The 18,207-nt window shown below is 41.1% G+C and carries 22 protein-coding genes; 2 read left to right on the top strand and 20 right to left on the bottom strand.

Annotation, left to right across the window (positions count from 1 at the left end):
- Positions 1-26: 26 nt before the first annotated feature.
- The 12 genes from atpB to IC619_RS08985 all read right to left on the bottom strand — a co-directional run bounded on the left by atpB (position 27) and on the right by IC619_RS08985 (position 8,583).
- Positions 27-761 carry a F0F1 ATP synthase subunit A gene (gene atpB / locus IC619_RS09040; protein WP_191139551.1) on the bottom strand — a complete coding sequence of 245 codons (735 nt, stop codon included), beginning with the start codon at positions 759-761 and terminating at the stop codon, positions 27-29.
- Positions 752-1,156 (bottom strand): ATP synthase subunit I, encoded by a 405-nt coding sequence (locus IC619_RS09035; RefSeq protein WP_191139550.1) that lies wholly within the window; start codon positions 1,154-1,156, stop codon positions 752-754. The genes atpB and IC619_RS09035 overlap by 10 nt, the downstream gene beginning before the upstream one ends.
- 10 nt (positions 1,157-1,166) lie before the next feature.
- Positions 1,167-1,385, bottom strand: a complete 219-nt coding sequence (locus IC619_RS09030; protein WP_191139549.1) for an AtpZ/AtpI family protein — start codon at positions 1,383-1,385, stop codon at positions 1,167-1,169.
- Positions 1,386-1,609: 224 nt separating this feature from the next.
- The gene (gene upp / locus IC619_RS09025; protein WP_191139548.1) at positions 1,610-2,239 is read right to left on the bottom strand and encodes a uracil phosphoribosyltransferase; all 630 of its coding nucleotides are present in this window, start codon (positions 2,237-2,239) and stop codon (positions 1,610-1,612) included.
- 195 nt (positions 2,240-2,434) lie between these two features.
- Positions 2,435-3,682: a serine hydroxymethyltransferase gene (locus IC619_RS09020; RefSeq protein WP_191139547.1), complete on the bottom strand. Its 1,248-nt coding sequence runs from the start codon at positions 3,680-3,682 to the stop codon at positions 2,435-2,437.
- Between the two features lie 108 nt (positions 3,683-3,790).
- Positions 3,791-4,336 carry a TIGR01440 family protein gene (locus IC619_RS09015; RefSeq protein WP_191139683.1) on the bottom strand — a complete coding sequence of 182 codons (546 nt, stop codon included), beginning with the start codon at positions 4,334-4,336 and terminating at the stop codon, positions 3,791-3,793.
- Positions 4,332-4,784: a ribose 5-phosphate isomerase B gene (gene rpiB, locus IC619_RS09010; RefSeq protein ID WP_191139546.1), complete on the bottom strand. Its 453-nt coding sequence runs from the start codon at positions 4,782-4,784 to the stop codon at positions 4,332-4,334. The genes IC619_RS09015 and rpiB overlap by 5 nt, the downstream gene beginning before the upstream one ends.
- Before the next feature lie 93 nt (positions 4,785-4,877).
- Positions 4,878-5,543 carry an arsenate reductase/protein-tyrosine-phosphatase family protein gene (locus IC619_RS09005; RefSeq protein ID WP_191139545.1) on the bottom strand — a complete coding sequence of 222 codons (666 nt, stop codon included), beginning with the start codon at positions 5,541-5,543 and terminating at the stop codon, positions 4,878-4,880.
- A 30-nt stretch (positions 5,544-5,573) separates the two neighbouring features.
- Positions 5,574-6,287, bottom strand: a complete 714-nt coding sequence (locus IC619_RS09000; protein WP_191139544.1) for a ZIP family metal transporter — start codon at positions 6,285-6,287, stop codon at positions 5,574-5,576.
- The gene (locus IC619_RS08995; RefSeq protein ID WP_191139543.1) at positions 6,281-6,841 is read right to left on the bottom strand and encodes a manganese efflux pump; all 561 of its coding nucleotides are present in this window, start codon (positions 6,839-6,841) and stop codon (positions 6,281-6,283) included. The genes IC619_RS09000 and IC619_RS08995 overlap by 7 nt, the downstream gene beginning before the upstream one ends.
- A 134-nt stretch (positions 6,842-6,975) precedes the next feature.
- Entirely contained in the window at positions 6,976-8,019 is a 1,044-nt protein-coding gene (locus IC619_RS08990) for an L-threonylcarbamoyladenylate synthase (RefSeq protein WP_191139682.1), read from the bottom strand.
- An 81-nt stretch (positions 8,020-8,100) separates the two neighbouring features.
- Complete coding sequence (locus IC619_RS08985; RefSeq protein ID WP_191139542.1) at positions 8,101-8,583, bottom strand: GNAT family N-acetyltransferase; 483 nt, start codon at positions 8,581-8,583, stop codon at positions 8,101-8,103.
- A gap of 309 nt (positions 8,584-8,892) precedes the next feature.
- On the opposite strand from IC619_RS08985, the gene IC619_RS08980 reads away from it, so the two are divergent.
- Positions 8,893-9,693, top strand: coding sequence for a hypothetical protein (locus IC619_RS08980; protein ID WP_191139541.1), 801 nt, complete (start codon positions 8,893-8,895; stop codon positions 9,691-9,693).
- A 19-nt stretch (positions 9,694-9,712) separates the two neighbouring features.
- Here the strand turns inward: IC619_RS08980 and spoIIR are convergent, their stop codons facing one another.
- The 3 genes from spoIIR to prfA form a co-directional block, all read right to left on the bottom strand.
- Entirely contained in the window at positions 9,713-10,387 is a 675-nt protein-coding gene (gene spoIIR, locus IC619_RS08975; protein WP_191139540.1) for a stage II sporulation protein R, read from the bottom strand.
- Between the two features lie 84 nt (positions 10,388-10,471).
- Positions 10,472-11,365 carry a peptide chain release factor N(5)-glutamine methyltransferase gene (prmC, locus tag IC619_RS08970; protein ID WP_191139539.1) on the bottom strand — a complete coding sequence of 298 codons (894 nt, stop codon included), beginning with the start codon at positions 11,363-11,365 and terminating at the stop codon, positions 10,472-10,474.
- Positions 11,366-11,371: 6 nt separating this feature from the next.
- A complete protein-coding gene (gene prfA, locus IC619_RS08965) occupies positions 11,372-12,439 on the bottom strand; it encodes a peptide chain release factor 1 (RefSeq protein WP_191139538.1) in 1,068 nt (355 codons plus the stop codon).
- A 201-nt stretch (positions 12,440-12,640) separates the two neighbouring features.
- On the opposite strand from prfA, the gene IC619_RS08960 reads away from it, so the two are divergent.
- The gene (locus IC619_RS08960; protein ID WP_191139537.1) at positions 12,641-13,663 is read left to right on the top strand and encodes a CPBP family intramembrane glutamic endopeptidase; all 1,023 of its coding nucleotides are present in this window, start codon (positions 12,641-12,643) and stop codon (positions 13,661-13,663) included.
- A gap of 35 nt (positions 13,664-13,698) precedes the next feature.
- Here the strand turns inward: IC619_RS08960 and IC619_RS08955 are convergent, their stop codons facing one another.
- From IC619_RS08955 to glpX, 5 genes are all read right to left on the bottom strand, one after another.
- Entirely contained in the window at positions 13,699-14,301 is a 603-nt protein-coding gene (locus IC619_RS08955; RefSeq protein WP_224749612.1) for a thymidine kinase, read from the bottom strand.
- Between the two features lie 75 nt (positions 14,302-14,376).
- Positions 14,377-14,577: a 50S ribosomal protein L31 gene (rpmE, locus tag IC619_RS08950; protein ID WP_191139536.1), complete on the bottom strand. Its 201-nt coding sequence runs from the start codon at positions 14,575-14,577 to the stop codon at positions 14,377-14,379.
- 180 nt (positions 14,578-14,757) lie between these two features.
- Complete coding sequence (locus IC619_RS08945) at positions 14,758-15,783, bottom strand: M23 family metallopeptidase (protein WP_191139535.1); 1,026 nt, start codon at positions 15,781-15,783, stop codon at positions 14,758-14,760.
- 82 nt (positions 15,784-15,865) lie between these two features.
- A complete protein-coding gene (gene rho / locus IC619_RS08940; protein ID WP_191139534.1) occupies positions 15,866-17,125 on the bottom strand; it encodes a transcription termination factor Rho in 1,260 nt (419 codons plus the stop codon).
- A 55-nt stretch (positions 17,126-17,180) separates the two neighbouring features.
- Positions 17,181-18,143 carry a class II fructose-bisphosphatase gene (gene glpX / locus IC619_RS08935; protein ID WP_191139533.1) on the bottom strand — a complete coding sequence of 321 codons (963 nt, stop codon included), beginning with the start codon at positions 18,141-18,143 and terminating at the stop codon, positions 17,181-17,183.
- Positions 18,144-18,207: the final 64 nt, after the last annotated feature.

Raw genomic sequence — 18,207 nt, 5'->3', positions numbered from 1 at the left:
TCCTCCTAATTTTGTATACATAAATTTTAGTGATCTGAATTTACTTTTTGTGCAATAAACACATTCGCTAACACGGTGAAAATATAGGCTTGAATCGCTCCTACAAATACTGAGAAACCAATCCAAACTAGTAATGGTACACCTGAAATGTACTTGGGCGCTTCTAGCATGATGAGAATTAATACCTCACCTGCAAAGATATTCGCCCACAAACGCATCGCATGTGTGACAGGTTTTGAGAACTCTTCAATCACGTGGATGGGACCAAGCGGATTAATAAAGTGCTTGACGTAGTTCTTAAAGCTTTTACGTATCCCCATGAAATTGGCAAACAGTGCGATTGCGATTGCCATTGTAAAGGCTACACTCAGGTCAGCAGTAGGTGACTTCAACCATGCCACACTCTGTTCTTTTGCCCATAATTCTGCTGTAATCCCTAGTTCTGGAATCGGAGCAGTCGCCTCTGCCGAAACCATCATGATCACACCCATTTGGTTTGCCACGAAGATAAATAAGAAAAGTGTAAAGGTAAATGCTAAGTACTTCTCTGCATCTTTATGGCTAAAGCTCATCCGTGTAATGGATCGTGAGAAATCAATGATCATCTCGACAATATTTTGTAACCCTGTCGGTACCATTTTTCTTCCTCGCGTTGCCAAAATCGAGATAACAAAAACAATAACTGCGGTTAAGAGTGAACCGATAATGACAGATAGGTCAAAGGTAGCACCTAAAAATTCTACTTTTGGTGTTAACTCCATTCTTCGTTTTCACCCCCTTCGCGAAATTTTTTTATACGGTGTAACTCTACAAAAATTGCAATGATATAGCTAACTGGCAAACCGATAATCACACCGATAGCGTCCAAGTGCGCCGGAAACTTATAAGCTATTATGATTGCAAATGTTACCATGAGCAAGCGATTGAAAAAGCCAGTGCCAGGCGTACGCCGACCATCATTTTGAGAAATGGCTTCTTCGATCAGTTGTAACCTTCTTCCCATTAAACTGATGTTGTAGATACTGACAAACATACCCACAATTAAACCTGCAAAAAATCTAGCATACGGGGTAAAAAACCACATGAACATAAAGAACATGATAAGGACTGAAGTGAGTAAAATAACGGTTTGTAGCAAAGGTTTAGGTGTTTTCATAATGGGGAATTCATTCCTTCAAGAGTAGCTTGATGGTATAAGCCACGCCCACAAATCCGAGTGCTATTCCGATGAGTAAACCCAATAATAAACCAAAGGGTTCTGTATCAAAAATCGCATCGCATTTTTTTCCGATCCAAGTTCCTCCTACAATGAAGAGAATCACTTCCAAACCTAATGAGCTTACGACTGCTACCACTTTCAACATTTTACCCTGTTCATTTTTCACAGGTAGGCCCCCTCTGTTCGGGTGATATACATCCTTGAGAGGTTCTTTTTTTCAGAGAAAGATTACTTTCCCATGCTAATACTAACCAAGCACGCAAGGAATTGTCAACGCTTTCTCAAAACCGTTTATGAACAATTTGTTCACAATTATTTATGATTGTCACATTCAGGTACGGTTGGTATTATTTATGAGTAATTAGCTTCATATATACCGCTTTCATTTTTCTATTTTGTACCAAATAAGCGATCTCCAGCATCTCCTAATCCCGGGATGATGTAGCTGTGATCGTCTAGTTTTTCATCTACTGCCGCTACATAAATATCGACATCAGGATGATCTTGTTGTACACGCTTTACCCCTTCTGGTGCCGCAATTAAACACATTAACTTCATGCTTTTAGCGCCTTTTTGCTTTAAAATGGTAATGGCTTCTGAAGCAGAACCCCCTGTCGCTAACATGGGATCAATGACAATTAAATCCCGCTCTCCAATATCGCTTGGCATTTTGCAATAATATTCGATGGCTTCCAGAGTATGGGGGTCACGATATAAGCCGATATGACCTACTTTAGCTGCTGGTATCAACTTAAGAATTCCCTCGACCATGCCCAAACCAGCACGCAAAATGGGGACTAGTCCCAATTTTTTTCCTTCAAGTAGCTTTGCTTTTGCTGTTGCCACTGGTGTCTCCACAGTAACTTCTCGTACGGGCATATCCCGTGTAATTTCATAAGCCATCAAAGTGGCAACTTCATCAACTAGTTCTCTAAATTCCTTAGTCCCTGTTCTTTTATCACGTATGTAAGTAAGTTTATGTTGAATGAGCGGATGATCAAATACATAAAGTTGACTCAACTTTTTCACTCCTTTTAATGCTCCTGCTAGCTCAATCTACCCGTCAATTATCCATATAGAACGTCATGTTTTTTAGTTCATGGATCCTTTTTTAGATAACAATAACTAGCATCGCAGCAAGTCCTTTTTGCCGTAGATCTACGTCGCTTTCGAGCTAACGTAGATCTATCTCTATTTTTGCCATCTTTATCCTATTTATTTCGTCAGTGTAGGGTAGAGCGAAAATTTATCGGATAAATTTTTTACACGTAATCGTGCTTCTTCTTTCATTTCTTCATTTTCAGGGTTTTTAAGTACCATACTCATAATGCTCGCAATCTCTTTCATCTCTGCGATTCCCATTCCTCGGGTCGTAACAGCAGCTGTACCAATACGGATTCCACTTGTTACAAAGGGACTTTCAGGATCAAATGGGATGGCATTTTTATTGGTCGTTACCCCGACTTCATCTAATAAATGTTCGGCTTGTTTACCTGTTAAGTTTAAGTTTCGCACATCAATTAAAACAAGATGGTTTTCTGTGCCACCTGATACTAACGAAATGTCTTCATCAGATAAAGCTTTTGCTAATACTTTCGCATTTTCTTTTATATTTTTCGTATATGTTTTAAAGGCATCACTTAATGCTTCACCGAGTGCGACCGCTTTAGCTGCGATTACATGCATAAGAGGTCCCCCTTGAATACCTGGGAAAACGGATTTATCGATTTGCTTGGCGTATTTTTCTTTGCATAAGATCATGCCACCACGAGGCCCTCGCAAGGTTTTATGTGTGGTCGTCGTTACAAAATCAGCATATGGAATGGGACTTGGATGCTCTCCCGTTGCAACCAAACCAGCAATATGAGCCATATCAACCATGAAAAGGGCTCCCACTTCATCTGCGATTTCTTTCATACGCTCAAAATCAATGATTTGCGAATAGGCACTTGCACCGGCAACCAACAATCTAGGCTGATGTTCAATTGCGATTTGACGCACTTGATCATAGTCAATCCGATGCGTTTTTTCATCTACACCATAAGAGACAAACCGATATAATTTTCCTGAAAAATTAACCGGACTCCCATGCGTGAGATGACCACCATGTGCTAAATTCATGCCGAGTACGGTATCACCCGGCTCAAGCACAGAAAAATAGACAGCCATATTTGCCTGGGCTCCGGAGTGTGGCTGAACATTGACATGATCTGCGCCAAACAATTCTTTAGCACGATCCCGTGCTAAATCTTCTACTACATCGACATGTTCACAGCCTCCGTAATACCGTTTGTGCGGATATCCTTCGGCATATTTGTTCGTTAGCATACTTCCCTGTGCTTCCATCACGGCTTCACTTACAAAGTTTTCGGAGGCGATTAATTCAATGTTATGTCTCTGACGCTGTAGTTCGGCTTGCATCGCTTGATAAACTTGGGCATCCTGTGTCTGAATCTTTTCCATTTTGTTTCCCCCTACCGCAAGAGTCATGGTTATGTTGCAAAAATGAGTTCATTCCATCTCTCCTATCATAACAAAGTATTCCAATTTATGAGGACAGAAATTTTTTTGTTATCGGGAATAACAGGATCTAGCACCGCCAATTAGCTTTGGTCTTGTTTTAGCCATCGTTACATGTGCATGACCAATTTCCTTAAGCTTAGAGCGAACAGGTACGATCACAGGCTTCATGTGCATCCCAATGAAAGTATCACCAATATCGATCCCTGCATCGGCAGAAATCTTTTCAACAATGATGGGATTTTCCATGTGCCCATAAGAATAGGACGCCATGGCTCCACCTGCGTGTGGGACAGGAACCACCCATACCTCTGGAAGATGAAACCGTTGTGCCGTTGTCTGCTCTACTACAAGTGCACGGTTTAGATGCTCACAGCATTGGATTGCAATATGAAAACCGTATTGGAGCTGAAAGGTTTGAATCACATCAAATATGGATTTAGCGATCTGCTCACTACCATTCGTTCCAATTCGCTTGCCTGCTACTTCGCTGGTACTTACACCAAACACGATCAGATGCCTCTCATTTAGAGGCATCTCGCTCATTAAATCTGCTATGATTTGCTTCGTTTCAACTCGAATCGTAGAAGAATCAATCAATGGGCTCGCCACTTTCGATTTTAGTAATCTTATGTATTCTGCGGGTGTGGCGGCTTCCTTGGAATTCTGCCTTTAACCAAGTATGAACAATTGATTTAGCAAGATCGGGTCCAATTACCCGTTCTCCTAGAGCTAGTATATTTGCATTATTATGCTCTCTACTCATCCGAGCTGAGAACTCATCGCTGACAACAGCACAACGGATACCCTTCACTTTATTCGCTGCGATCGACATGCCAAGCCCTGTACCACAAATTAAGATCCCGCGATCAAATTCCCCACTTACCACTTTTTGAGCTACTGGAAGCGCATAATCTGGATAATCGACAGATTCTTTACAATCACACCCAACATCTTCAAATTGAATGCTCATTTCAGTAAGTAATTCTTTAATTTCAGCCTTCAAGTTTAGTCCACCGTGGTCCGATCCTAAAAGTACGCGCATATTATTGCCTCCTAAATGTAATCGTTGATTCGGATGATTTCCCCATACAATACGTCATGTATTTTGGATCATCAACATCACTGTTTATTTATGTTATTCGCCTTTTGCTTCCAATTGATCAAGTATACGTTGGATGGCTTCTTCGATTTCAATCAAACTCTGACGGTACACTTCTACTGACCCTCCAAAAGGATCCTGAATGTCTAGTTGTATGCCATGTTGTTCGATTTTCTGCTTCAACTTTTCCTCTTCTTGCAATAAAGGTTTCAGTTCTTCAAACCATTCGTATTTGATTTGCTCCATTTGCTGCTCAGACCAATTCTTTGTCTTATGCTGTGGATAGCGCGATTCAAAAGAAAGTCGCTTCTCTTCAAGCTGTACATATAACTTGTCCAATTTTTTATACAAGGCTTCTTGTTCGGTATGAAAACCTGCATACTCTTTTAGTGTATATACCTTCTCTACATGCTCAGGAAATTGATGTATGATATAGTTTTTATGATGGAGTGTCATCGTTAAAATCAGGTCAGCCCATTGGAGCTGTTCTTCATCTATTCTGCGAGAAGCATGATTATGCTTAATCTCTTTTTCAGCTAGTACATGCAGTGCTTCTGGCGAAGCAGCCATACCATCCATAGCCGAAATACCCGCAGATCGTCCCTCTACGTTTATGCCTCGTACTTTTGACATTCGCTCTAATAACGCTTCTGCTATCGGACTTCGACACGTATTACCGGTACAGACAAATAGTATGCGCACCTGAAATCGCCTCCTTATCCCATCTCTTAACTAGTGTAGCATATGCACGGTACACATAAACAACGACCCCATTCCGATTCCTAAATAAGCATACAATGGACTCTGCCTAAAGGCACTAGGGCTAATCTCACAAATGGCTGTCCACAACATAACCACGGCCGCAAAAATGAGTCCGCCAGAAATGATATCTGATGACTGTGAAAGGAAACGAATACCTATCCATGTCCCCAGTGGCAATGTCGCACCACATATTAAACTTAACAGGATAATGCGACTGCGCATAAAACCAGCTGCTCGAAGTGGTGCTGCGAGCCCAATCCCTTCGGGGATATTATGAATAAACATTGCGAGTGCTAACGTATGTCCCAAGTGATTCTCCAGATCAAATCCAATACCAATCGCTGCCCCTTCAGGTGTATTATGTACGGCAACTGCTATTACTAACAAAACACCTAGACGTGTGTAGTCGGAAATTTGATCTCCACTTCCTACTTTACTGAATGGAATATGATGGAGCAATAGCATAAACAAAATAGCCAAAACCATCCCCACAACAAGATGGGCCCATCCACCTTTCATCATTGCGGTTGGGATTAAATCTAAATAGGAAATAAACACCATGACCCCCACAGACATGCCCAAAGCAAATGCGACGATACGATCCGTTAAGCGAAAAGATAGGGTAAGGATTGCACCTAAAACAGTTGCCAAACCAGCAATTGCACTGTATATCACAGCTACCATAAGAATTTGCTCCCTAATAAAATTAGAATGATTCCGCCGATCGCTTCTCCATATCTACCTAACCAATAACCCACGAAACGACCCAGATATAGTCCCATTGCCGCCATTATCATACCTACAAACCCAAATAAGAGTATGGCAAGCACCAAGTCGGAAGCAAATAATCCTAGACTTAAACCAGCAGACAATGAATCCACACTAACCGTTAAAGAAAGTAAAACAACACTAGTAATCGATTGAATATGTATCGAATCACGCTCTTTATGTTTTAATAGTTGAATGAGCATATTCATCCCTAAAAAACATAACATCCCACCTCCTACCATGACAGCAATTTCTTTTATCACATTTCCTAAAAGATGACCGATTATGATCCCGATTAAGGGCATGATAATATGAAATATACCAATCGTAAGACTAATTGTCGTTATTTTCCGCAGTGAGATACGCTTCATCCCGACTCCAATACCAAGTGAAAATGCGTCCATCCCTAAGGCAATGGCAATAAATGTTAAGGTTATAATTTGACCCCATTGTGGCATCGTAAAATCCACAAAAATCCCCCTTGTCCGCATCTACTGCTACAAGTTATGCCTTGTCCGGACAAAAAAGACCGGGAACGACAAACAAACCACTAGGGGAACCTAAAAAAAGTCCTCCAGTTAATCACAGGAAGACTTTCCATGTACTATACGATTTTTCCATTTGCTGCCTTCCGTAAACGGTTCATCACAGAATGGAAGACACCCGTCTCCGGAAAGGATTCCGCAAAAATAACTTCTACACCTCGATCATCAAACTGTCGTAGACTCGCATAAAGATGCTTTGCAACAGTAACTGGCTCTTTCCTATCGCCACAAGGAATAATCACATCAGCTCGATACTTGTCCACGTTTTCACTAGTCGTAAGAATGCCTGTTTTTTTTCCCTCTGCACGCGCTTGATCCACCAAATCCTGAAGGAATTCACCATTTCCAGAGACGATTGTCATCTCTCCTGAAGGTGCGTAGTGGCGATATTTCATACCAGGTGAGCGCGGAGTTTGGCTATCGTTGATTAATCCAGGATCCGTTTCAACCTTTCCTACGACTCCCTCTAATTGTGCCAGTGTGATTCCACCTGGTCTTAGTAAAACAGGAACTTCTCCTGTCATGTCGATCACGGTAGATTCTACGCCTATTCCTGATCTACCCCCATCTAGCAGAATATCGATGCGACCTTGCAGATCATCCCATACATGACTGGCTGATGTTGGGCTTGGTTTTCCTGATCGGTTCGCACTAGGTGCTGCTACCGGAATCCCCGTTTCTTGCAATAAAGCAAGTGCAATTGGATGAGCTGGCATACGAATGGCTACGGTTGGTAGCCCTGCTGTCACGTTTTTGGCAATATGATCACGATGTGGTAGCACCAGTGTGAGGGGGCCTGGCCAAAAGGCATCGATTAGGCGTTCAGCTTGCTTGGATACAAGTTGAGCCCACTCGTAGATTTGTTCTTTCTTTCCGATATGAATAATAAGTGGATTATCAGAAGGTCTGCCTTTGGCTTCAAATATGCGGGCAATCGCCTCTTCAGACGTGACCACTGCCCCTAATCCATATACCGTCTCCGTAGGAAAAGCAACCAGATCACCTGCTCGCAGCCTGCTCGCAGCTTCCGTAATTTCAATTTTTCGTCTTAATTGTTCGATAGACAGATTGATGTCATCAATTATATATCTCTTAGTCTCTATCTCTTGCACAGGTCAATTCCTTTCTCACTTACAAAAAACAAATGATTTTCGTCTATTATACGGTAAAATCAGCTTTTCCATCTATTTTTTTTGCAATTTTGTCGCATGACATTTATACATCATTGGTATTCCATTGTGGATGGTTCTTTTTAAATGATCTGATTCCAATATTTCCGCTGGAAGTTCACTTACTGTCGTTTTTGCAAATCCAATCTGTTCAAAAAACGCCGAAGATGCCCCAGCAAACAAATAAACCTGCTCTAAATCTTTATCTTCTGCATACATAAGTAAAATCTCAACCATTTTTAGCCCAATTTCACTTTTCCATGATGCACGGTCTAACACAAACGAGCGTAATAATCCATAGGGCTTATATACCTCCATGCCAACTGCTCCAACCATTTGTGCTTTTACATCTTCACCATCTACTTCTTCTGCATGTACTTCCACGACAAAAAAGTGTTGAATGTGTTGGTCAATCCCCATATCATTAATATTCGCCTCTTTTAACATTCTCCGCACCGAAAAGATATCCGTTTCCTTTGCCTTACGAATTGTAAACATGTTATTCCTCCCATGTCTAATCAGCTAAGGCTATATATATGCATGTGATGTTTTACTTAGAACTGTAATTATTCCATCTTTAAAATATTATATAAATTTGATATATATAATATTTTACATTAATATAGAAATAGTTAGTCGTGTCAAGTCCAACATAAATGGAGCTATATTCCTACCTCTACAGGGCGCAACCAAAGCTTGAAGAAAAAAGTGAATAATCCATTTGACCGATGTGCATACAGTCTACAAGATACGATATTTAATATAAAAAACATGTAAATCAACACACTAAATAAGGAGAAAATCAATATGAAAAAAAATACTTATTCAGGACTAATCCTATTTTTTACCTGCATCTTCCTATTAACAGGTTGCGGCATGCCACCAGAGCAACCCTTATCCGAAATTATAGCAAATACGATCCAAAACAATCCAAAACCAATAGATCGAGAAAGTTTTACAAATTCTATGGATGAAAAATTAAGTGGCATCATGAATGGTGAAGAATCTACTCTTCATATGAACATGAAAGCGAGAATAGAGATCGATCACACGAAAGATTTAGTTCACTTAAAAGGGGAAGGGACTTTTATGGGACGAACACTCCCCATAGAAAACTATATGATCAATAATCAATATTATATAAAGACAGGTCGGGAGACTTGGGAAAAAGAGCGTACACCATCCCTTAGTATGGATGAATCACCTTTCTCTAAATACATACCCTCTTTGGCATCTTTAAATGAAGCGGACTTGGAAAAAGTTCAATTGAACCGGACTTCTAGACACTATATCATGACCATACCACTAGAAGTATTATTGGACAGTCATCTTAAGCCTCAATATGATACTGCAAGTATTACACAATTTTTTGAGTCTCAAAGTGATATGCAAGTATATAGAGATGAAGAAAGGATAAAAGATTTTAATCTGAAAATATATATTGATCACAAGACTTATCAAGTAAATCAAATTGTACGGACAATTCAAGTGACTATACCTACAGATCATAAGCACTTATTATACGAGCGAATCGATAAAGCTGACATAAAAGAACCATCTTCAAATGATTTAGAGATTCCCCAAGAATTAGATTCATCCACTTTCTAATAGAGTGGAGAGTAAAGCGCTATTCTGCATCTTTCAGCCACTTGAGTAGCAAAAAATCTACCTCGACACCCTGTTTTCGAGCCTGTTTAAGCTGTTTTTGGGCAGCCGCATACATTTGCGGATCACTAGAAATAGAAGCGGACAAAGAACCCGATACAGATTCTTCTTGCACAGCATCACCGGTCTCCATATCTACAAAACATAAGGGCGGAAATAACACACACCACCAGTTATCGCCATTTCCTGCACCCACTGTAATGCGTAAGGCTTCATAATTACCCGCTGGATATATTTGATCGCCATACAATTTTGTTGGAAAAGGCACTTCACCAAAATCTACTTTTGCCTGATACGTATAACCTTGATTCGCTATGGTTTCATTTGCAATTTTCTCAAACAGAGGGAGACGTTCTGATATCATAGCACGCGCTTCATCAATCGTTTTCGGTTTTACTGTCCAAGATTTGATTTCTTTAATCACTTCATCACGTATTTTCCGCTTCACCATTTGATCTTGCACAGAGTCACTATTGGCTAATATGCGCAAGCGAACCGCTTGTTCAGGAATCGACTGTTCTTCATTTTGTATTTTCTCATCCGTCAAGCTGATCACTTTATCGTCTTCAGATAGCGTATACATCATTCCAGCGCCGATAACCAAGATCAATAAGAAAGAATAAGACCAGATTTTCATTTGATTTGCCTCCTCGTTGTCCCATGCTACTAGTATGGACAAGGAGGCAAATTTTTAACCCTCTATTTTTCAGAATTTTAAAAGTTAATCTAACCCTACCAAGATCACGCGATCGTGGCCAGCTAAATCTTTTTGTACTTCCACTTCTGCATGCGATTGCGTTGTCTGAATCAATTCAGCTACTGCTCTTCCTTGATCATGCCCAATTTCAAATCCGATTACCTTAGGCTCACGAAACTGACTCAACTGTTTGATCAATGTGCGATAAGGATTAAGGCCATCTATCCCACCATCTAATGCAAGCGTAGGTTCATAAGCGCGTACTTGCTTTTCTAAGCCAGCGATGGTAGCAGTAGGGATATAAGGAGGATTGGATACCAACACTTCAAACTCACGTTTTTGCTCAATAAGTGGTGATAAGTATTCTCCATGAATCCATGTGATCTGATCTTCAATATGATGATAGCGCGCATTTTTTTGTGCAGTCTCTAGTGCCGCTTTTGAAACATCAATTGCTGTAACGTGCCAGTGTGGACACTCAAGTGCCAGTGTGATAGCGATGGCACCACTTCCCGTACCCACATCTACCACATGTATAGAACGATCTGCCCATTTCTGCTTCGTCTTATGAATGACCGCCTCTATCAATAATTCTGTTTCTGGTCTGGGGATCAATACGTTTTGATCCACATAAAAAGTACGCCCAAAAAATGATTGCTCTCCTAAAATGTATTGAAGCGGTTCTCCTTGTTGTCTACGGTCTAGCCAGGATACCAGTTGATCACTCTTTTCCCCCGGCCACCTATCGGATAACATCACAAAGAAACGTGACCGATCTACTCCGAGCAATCTACGGATACATAATTCGGCCTCAAATAAGTAGTCTTCAATCCCAATTGTTTGTAAAAAAGAAGAAGCCTCTTGATAGGCTTCTCGTACGGTTAGAGGGAATTGAAGCGAAACACGTCGATTTATCATCGATCCTCACTCCGCTTTCTGTAAGAGCTCTGCTTGCTCCGTTAAGATCAAGGCATCAATCACTTCGTTTATTTCTCCATCTAAGATGAGATCTAATTTGTGTAAGGTAAGACCAATTCGATGATCCGTCACGCGACTTTGGGGGAAATTATATGTCCGAATGCGTTCACTGCGGTCACCCGATCCAACAGCTGATTTTCGGGCGTCTGCTAATTTGGAAAGTTCTTCTTGTTGCTTAATATCAAAGAGACGGGCACGCAATACTCTCATCGCTTTTTCTTTATTGCTTAATTGCGACTTCTCATCTTGACAAGAAACCGATATACCCGTGGGTAAGTGTGTGATCCGTACCGCTGATTTTGTTGTATTTACACTTTGTCCACCTGGTCCACTGGAGCAAAAGGTATCGATACGAAGATCATTATCATGTACTTCTACTTCCACTTCTTCTGCTTCTGGCAATACAGCCACGGTAGCAGTTGAAGTGTGAATGCGTCCACCTGACTCCGTAGATGGAATACGTTGTACGCGGTGTGCACCACTTTCATATTTTAGACGACTATATGCGCCTTGCCCTTGGATGGAGAATATGACTTCCTTAAAACCACCTAGTCCAGTTGGTGAAGCTTCTAGCACTTCCACTTTCCAGCCCTGGCGCTCAGCATAGCGTGTATACATCCGGTATAAATTGGAGGCAAATAAAGCCGCTTCATCTCCTCCAGCTGCACCCCGAACTTCCACAATTACGTTCTTATCGTCATTGGGATCTTTGGGTAAGAGTAAAATTTTAATCTCCTCTTCTAGTGCTACTTTTCGCTTAGAGAGTTCATCTAATTCTGTTTTGACCAGTTCTTTCATTTCTTCATCCAGTTTTTCTTCTAACATCGCACGTGCTTCTTGATGTTGCTCTACAACTTCTTTATAAGTCAAATAGGCTTCGTTTTGTGCTTGTAAGCCTGCTTGTTCTTTTGAATAGATGCGCAATTTATTGCTATCATTGATCACTTCAGGATCACAAAGCAATCGGCTTAATTCTTCATATCGTTCATGTATAGACACTAATCGGTCTAGCACACTGATTCACTCCCATTTTCCCAACTTATACTACCCGTAGAATTGCTTCTTGACAGTCTTCGGTCAATTGTATCACAACTTCTTCAACTTGTGAAAGTTGCCCCATTCTGCTTACGCTAATGGTATGATGATAACATATTGTGAATTCCATACACATTAGCTGAATATCTTATACAAAACATAAACAAAGGAGCATATGTTATGACTGAAGTGCTAGGAAACATCATCATGTTTGGCATGATTGTTTTACTCTTTTATTTCATGAATCTATCCGAAAAAAACCGTCTGACAAGCACAAGTTCTAGTTCTATGGTTTGGGCGATTTTACCTTACTCAATCGTGATATTAGGCTATTTATTAATAATAATATTGGGTAATTTCTTTACTTTCATACTCCCTCAAGTTAACAATGATCATGCTTTTCCTATTAGTATCCCAGCAGAAAACTGGCCAGCTATCGGATTAAGCTTAATCATCCCCTCACTGGCTGCATTAATCTTGCTCATACCGATCGTTCGTAAGGGACTTGCAAAGCTAATTCCGATCGATGCAAACAACCGTGTGCATGCACTTGCACTTGCCATAAGCATGCTCGTGTTCATTCAATTGTTCGTTACGACAGCAATTGGATTAGATTTTATGGCTGAAACGACGGAGCAATCCTCACTCGGAACATTACTGGCTAGTCTGTGGTCACAAGACATTATGCTCGCTTTTCTCTCTTTGATCGGTGTCGGCTTTTTAACACGCCGAAATTTAAAAGAAACGTTATCCAGATTAGGATTTGTAAAACCACGGCTTTCCCAGTTATTAATCGGTATCCTAATCGGTTTCCTTTTAATCATTTTAGCCCTCACACTTGAGTCTATTTCGAGTTTATTCCAATTGGGGCAGGACCCCGCTGTAGACGAGCTTACTGAAGATATGTTAGGACCACTATTTACCAGCTTCATAGGCATCTTAACGCTCGGGCTTGCCGCTGCGCTAGGTGAAGAAACCTTGTTTCGTGGTGCACTCCAACCCCGCTTTGGTTTAATCTTCACTACAATTTTATTTACTTTTACACATGCCAATTATGGATTTAGTATTGCTACTCTTGTCGTTTTCGTTGTAGGACTCTGCTTAGGATTCGTACGTATGCGCTTAAATACCAATACAGCAATGGTTATTCATGCTACATATAATATCGGTCTCGGTTTACTCACTTATCTATCCTTTGGTTAATTCTCTACCCCAGTGACCCCCTCTGGGGGTTTTTATCATTGCATAAGCACCACTTCGTGACACTGCCGACATCTCGCTTCATATTGCTCAGCAGCACCGACTTGTATCACAGGATCCCGATCATGTGCTGGTTTTCCATTGATCAAACGCTGTGTTCGGCTTGCTTCGCCTCCGCAAACCACACATATAGCCTGTAGCTTTGTTACATACTCAGCAATAGCTAACAAAGTTGGCGTAGCGCCAAAGGCATATCCACGAAAATCCTGGTCTAATCCAGCACAAATGACACGTTTTCCTTGATCAGCTAGTTTTTGACATACTGTGACGATATCCCCTTGAAAAAACTGCACTTCATCGATCGCCACCACATCGGTATCGCAATCAACTTGGTTTAAAATATCTGCAGCATCCTTTATCGCAATCGCATCGGCAATACGACCATTGTGAGAAGCAATAGCTTGTTCATGATAGCGATCATCAATCGCCGGTTTAAAAGCTTTTACTTTCAACTTGGCAATTTCAGCTCTTCGAATTCGGCGAATTAACTCCTCACTCTTTCCAGAGAACATTCCGCCACATATGATTTCAATCCACCCCGAACCTTTCATCATATGGGGATAATCCACAGTTTTTTTCATACTTAACCCCTCCGTTACAAACGAAAAGACAAGCGTCTCCGCTTGCCTTCTGTATCTCTATAGTAGATACCATTTTTAACCCATATTGTATTTCTTTTTGAAACGATCAACACGCCCACCAGCATTAACCATTTTTTGTTTTCCTGTATAGAAAGGATGGCATTCAGAGCAAACATCGACCTTCAGGTTCTCTTTTGTTGAACCTGTTTCAAATGTATTGCCGCACACACAGGTGACCTTAGTTAATTTATACTCAGGATGAATTGTTGCTTTCATGTTTACACCTCTTTTCCTTGCCCTTCCGCTATTCGTTCATAGTCATTCCTGAGGTATTATACCATGAACATGATGGACCTGCAAGAAAAGGAGTAGACTCTATTTAATGGTTTCATGGCTGTAAATCCCCATCGATCTAAGAATAGTACTTCCTTATTTTGGATTATCCACGCACTTCAATCATTTCAGTACAGATAATGGGTTTATGGCATTCCCATTTTTACGAACTTCAAAGTGGAGATGATAACCTGTAGCATTTCCAGTTTGACCCATATTGCCCAGTGACTGTCCAACGGAAACAGATTGACCTTTACTTACATTTAATCGACTTAAATGCGCGTAGTATGTTTGCCAACCGTTTCCATGATCAATGACAACTAAGTTTCCGTATGCACCTGAGTAACCAGCCTTCGTCACAACACCGCCATCAGCAGCATAAATGACCGCCTTTGCCTTAGCAGAACTCCACACATCAATTCCTTTATGTTGCCTTCCGTTTCGCCAGCCAAAGTTACTTGTAATTTGCCCGCTTACTGGCCATTTAAAGGTTCCAGTACTCGAAACCTTCTTGGGGGACTCCGCCTTTTTCGTTCCTGTTTCTTTTGGAGCATCTTTGCTTGCATTCGTAGAGGTGACCAGCTGAACTGGCGGCTTTACCACCTTAGGCTCAGATACAGGTAATTTTTGCGGAACAGCGATCATCTGTCCCGAATAGGTAATATCCGTTTTTTCCAAAATCGGATTTAGATGGAGCAATAGCTCCTTTGTCGTATGATATTCTTTGGTCAAGCTCTCCAATGTATCGGTAACTTTTAGTCGCACCCATTTTTTAGTAATCGGAATATTTAACTTATCGCCGATAATAAGCATTTCCGGTGAAGAAATCTGATTGTATATTGCAAGTGTAGTATGCGGAACCCCATAGAAAAGACCAATTTTGTATAAGGTATCTCCCTTCTCAATTTGATAGCTGAGTGGCTTTGTCTCAACTTTGGCGGCTAAGTTTCCTTCGGCAACTTGCTTGATCGGATTTAAATAATGGTAGAGTACCTCTTGGGCAATCACATCCTGCTTCGGGGGGATAGTTTGATCCAACCCATTCACACCTTCAGCATAAACAGGATGTTGATCTGTACCTACCACCATAGATGCAGATGCTGAACAAATGCTGAGGGAAGAAGCTAACAACGTTTTCTTGCGAGACATGATAGCACCTCACTATATAAAGGATAGGGTGACACATACTTTCACTTTATGTGAGGGCATATCGGATTATGTCATTTTTCTATCAGCGGGTAGATTTGGAGGCTTCAAGAGTTGCTAAAAAGTCTTCATTTGTTTGGGTCTTCTTTAGCTTGCGGAGGAATGCCTCTGTATAATCTGGGGTTTCAGTCATCGTCTTACGAAGTAACCAAAGCTTCTCAAGCTCTTCTTTACTTAAGAGTAATTCTTCTTTCCGGGTTCCAGAACGTCTAATATCGATCGCCGGATAGATGCGTCTTTCTGCTAACTTCCGGTCTAGATGTAATTCCAAATTTCCTGTACCTTTAAATTCTTCGTAAATCACATCATCCATGCGAGAACCTGTATCTACGAGGGCCGTCGCTAAAATGGTCAAGCTCCCTCCCTCTTCAATATTGCGTGCTGCTCCAAAAAATCGCTTAGGGCGATGTAAGGCAGCAGGGTCGATTCCACCTGATAAGGTACGTCCACTTGGAGGAATGACCAAATTATAAGCTCGTGCAAGTCGTGTGACACTATCTAATAAAATCACGACATCCTTTTTATGCTCAACAAGGCGTTGCGCCCGTTCTAATACTAATTCAGCTACTTTTATATGGTTTTCTGGCAATTCATCAAATGTAGAGCTAACAACTTCACCTTTAACTGAGCGTTGCATATCCGTCACTTCTTCAGGACGTTCATCAATCAAAAGGACAAACAATTCAATTTCAGGATGATTGGAGGTTATACTATTTGCAATTTCTTTCAATAGCATGGTTTTTCCCGCTTTAGGCTGAGCCACGATAAGCCCTCTTTGCCCTAACCCTACTGGTGCAATTAAATCCATGACACGTGTTGACAATTTATCATGTCTATTTTCTAAGATTAAGCGTTTTTCCGGATATAACGGTGTTAATGCCGCAAAATGTAGACGTTCAGCTGCTTCATTTGGATCTGCTCCATTAACGGCTTCCACATGCAAAAGACCAAAATAACGCTCATTTTCCTTAGGTGGACGCGCTTTCCCAGAAACAAGATCACCTGATCTCAGGTCAAATCGCCTAATTTGTGAAGCTGAAATATAGATATCTTCGGAGGAAGGGAGAAAGTTGATTGGCCGTAAAAATCCATATCCCTCTGGCAAAATATCTAGCACACCTTCCATAAACATCAAACCGTCTTTTTCAGCCTTCGCTTTTAAAATCGCAAACACAAGCTCTTTTTTCTTCATTTGGCTATAATAAGAGATTTGATATTCTTTTGCCAGGCGATATAAATCGGTTAATTTACGATTTTCTAGTTCACTTAAAGTTAATTCTTCCATTTCTTTTCACCCACTCTATTCTTTCCCTCTCCCATTCCGAAGAATCAAAGAGGGCTTATAATACCAAATTTGGTTTTTTTTCTAGGCGATGCGTTCCATCAATGAAACGAATCGTGCCTGTTTTCGCACGCATCACCACGGATTGTGTTTTTGCCGTTAGTCCTTGGTAGCGTACACCCTTTAATAGTTCACCATCTGTTACACCAGTAGCCGCAAAGATCGCGTCGTCCCCTTTTACGAGATCCTCCATGCGTAATACTTGCTTTGGATCTTTTAAACCCATTCGGATACAGCGCTGGAATTGTTCTTCATTTTCAGGTAATAAACGACCCTGGATCTCTCCACCTAAGCATTTTAATGCCACTGCTGCTAAAACACCTTCTGGCGCTCCACCTGAACCTAGTAAGATATCGACATCTGTATCTGAAAACCCAGTATGCACAGCAGCTGCCACATCTCCATCGGGAATCAATTTAATTCTAGCGCCCGCTTTTCGAACGGCCTCGATCATTTGATTATGTCGCGGACGATCTAACGTAGCGATCACTAAATCCGCAATATCTTTACCTGAGGCAGATGCCACTGCTTTTAAGTTGTCTTCAATCGGTGCATCAATATCCACCTTGCCAACAGCACGAGGCCCAACCGCAATTTTATCCATATACATATCTGGTGCATGTAATAAGCCACCACGCTCAGAAATCGCGACTACAGATAGTGCGTTCCAAAGCCCCTTTGCAACAATGTTCGTCCCTTCTAATGGATCGACGGCAACATCTACTTCAGGTAAGTAGCCTAACCCTAGACGTTCACCAATATAAAGCATAGGTGCTTCATCCATCTCACCTTCACCAATCACTACTGTACCACGCATGGGTATCGTATCAAATACTTTCCGCATAGCTGATGTAGCTGCTTCATCAGCCTCATCTTTTTTACCAAAACCCATCCAACGTGCTGAAGCAACTGCTGCAGCTTCAGTTACACGGACTAACTCCATCGTTAAGCTTCTTTCCATTTTCCTTCATCTCCCTTATTTCTCACAATTACATCGTGCTTACATCTTTAAGTATGACACATAT

Origin of the sequence: Polycladospora coralii (assembly GCF_014773435.2) — a bacterium.
GTDB classification, from domain to species: domain Bacteria; phylum Bacillota; class Bacilli; order Thermoactinomycetales; family Thermoactinomycetaceae; genus Polycladospora; species Polycladospora coralii.
This window is presented reverse-complemented; position numbering and strand designations above follow the sequence as displayed.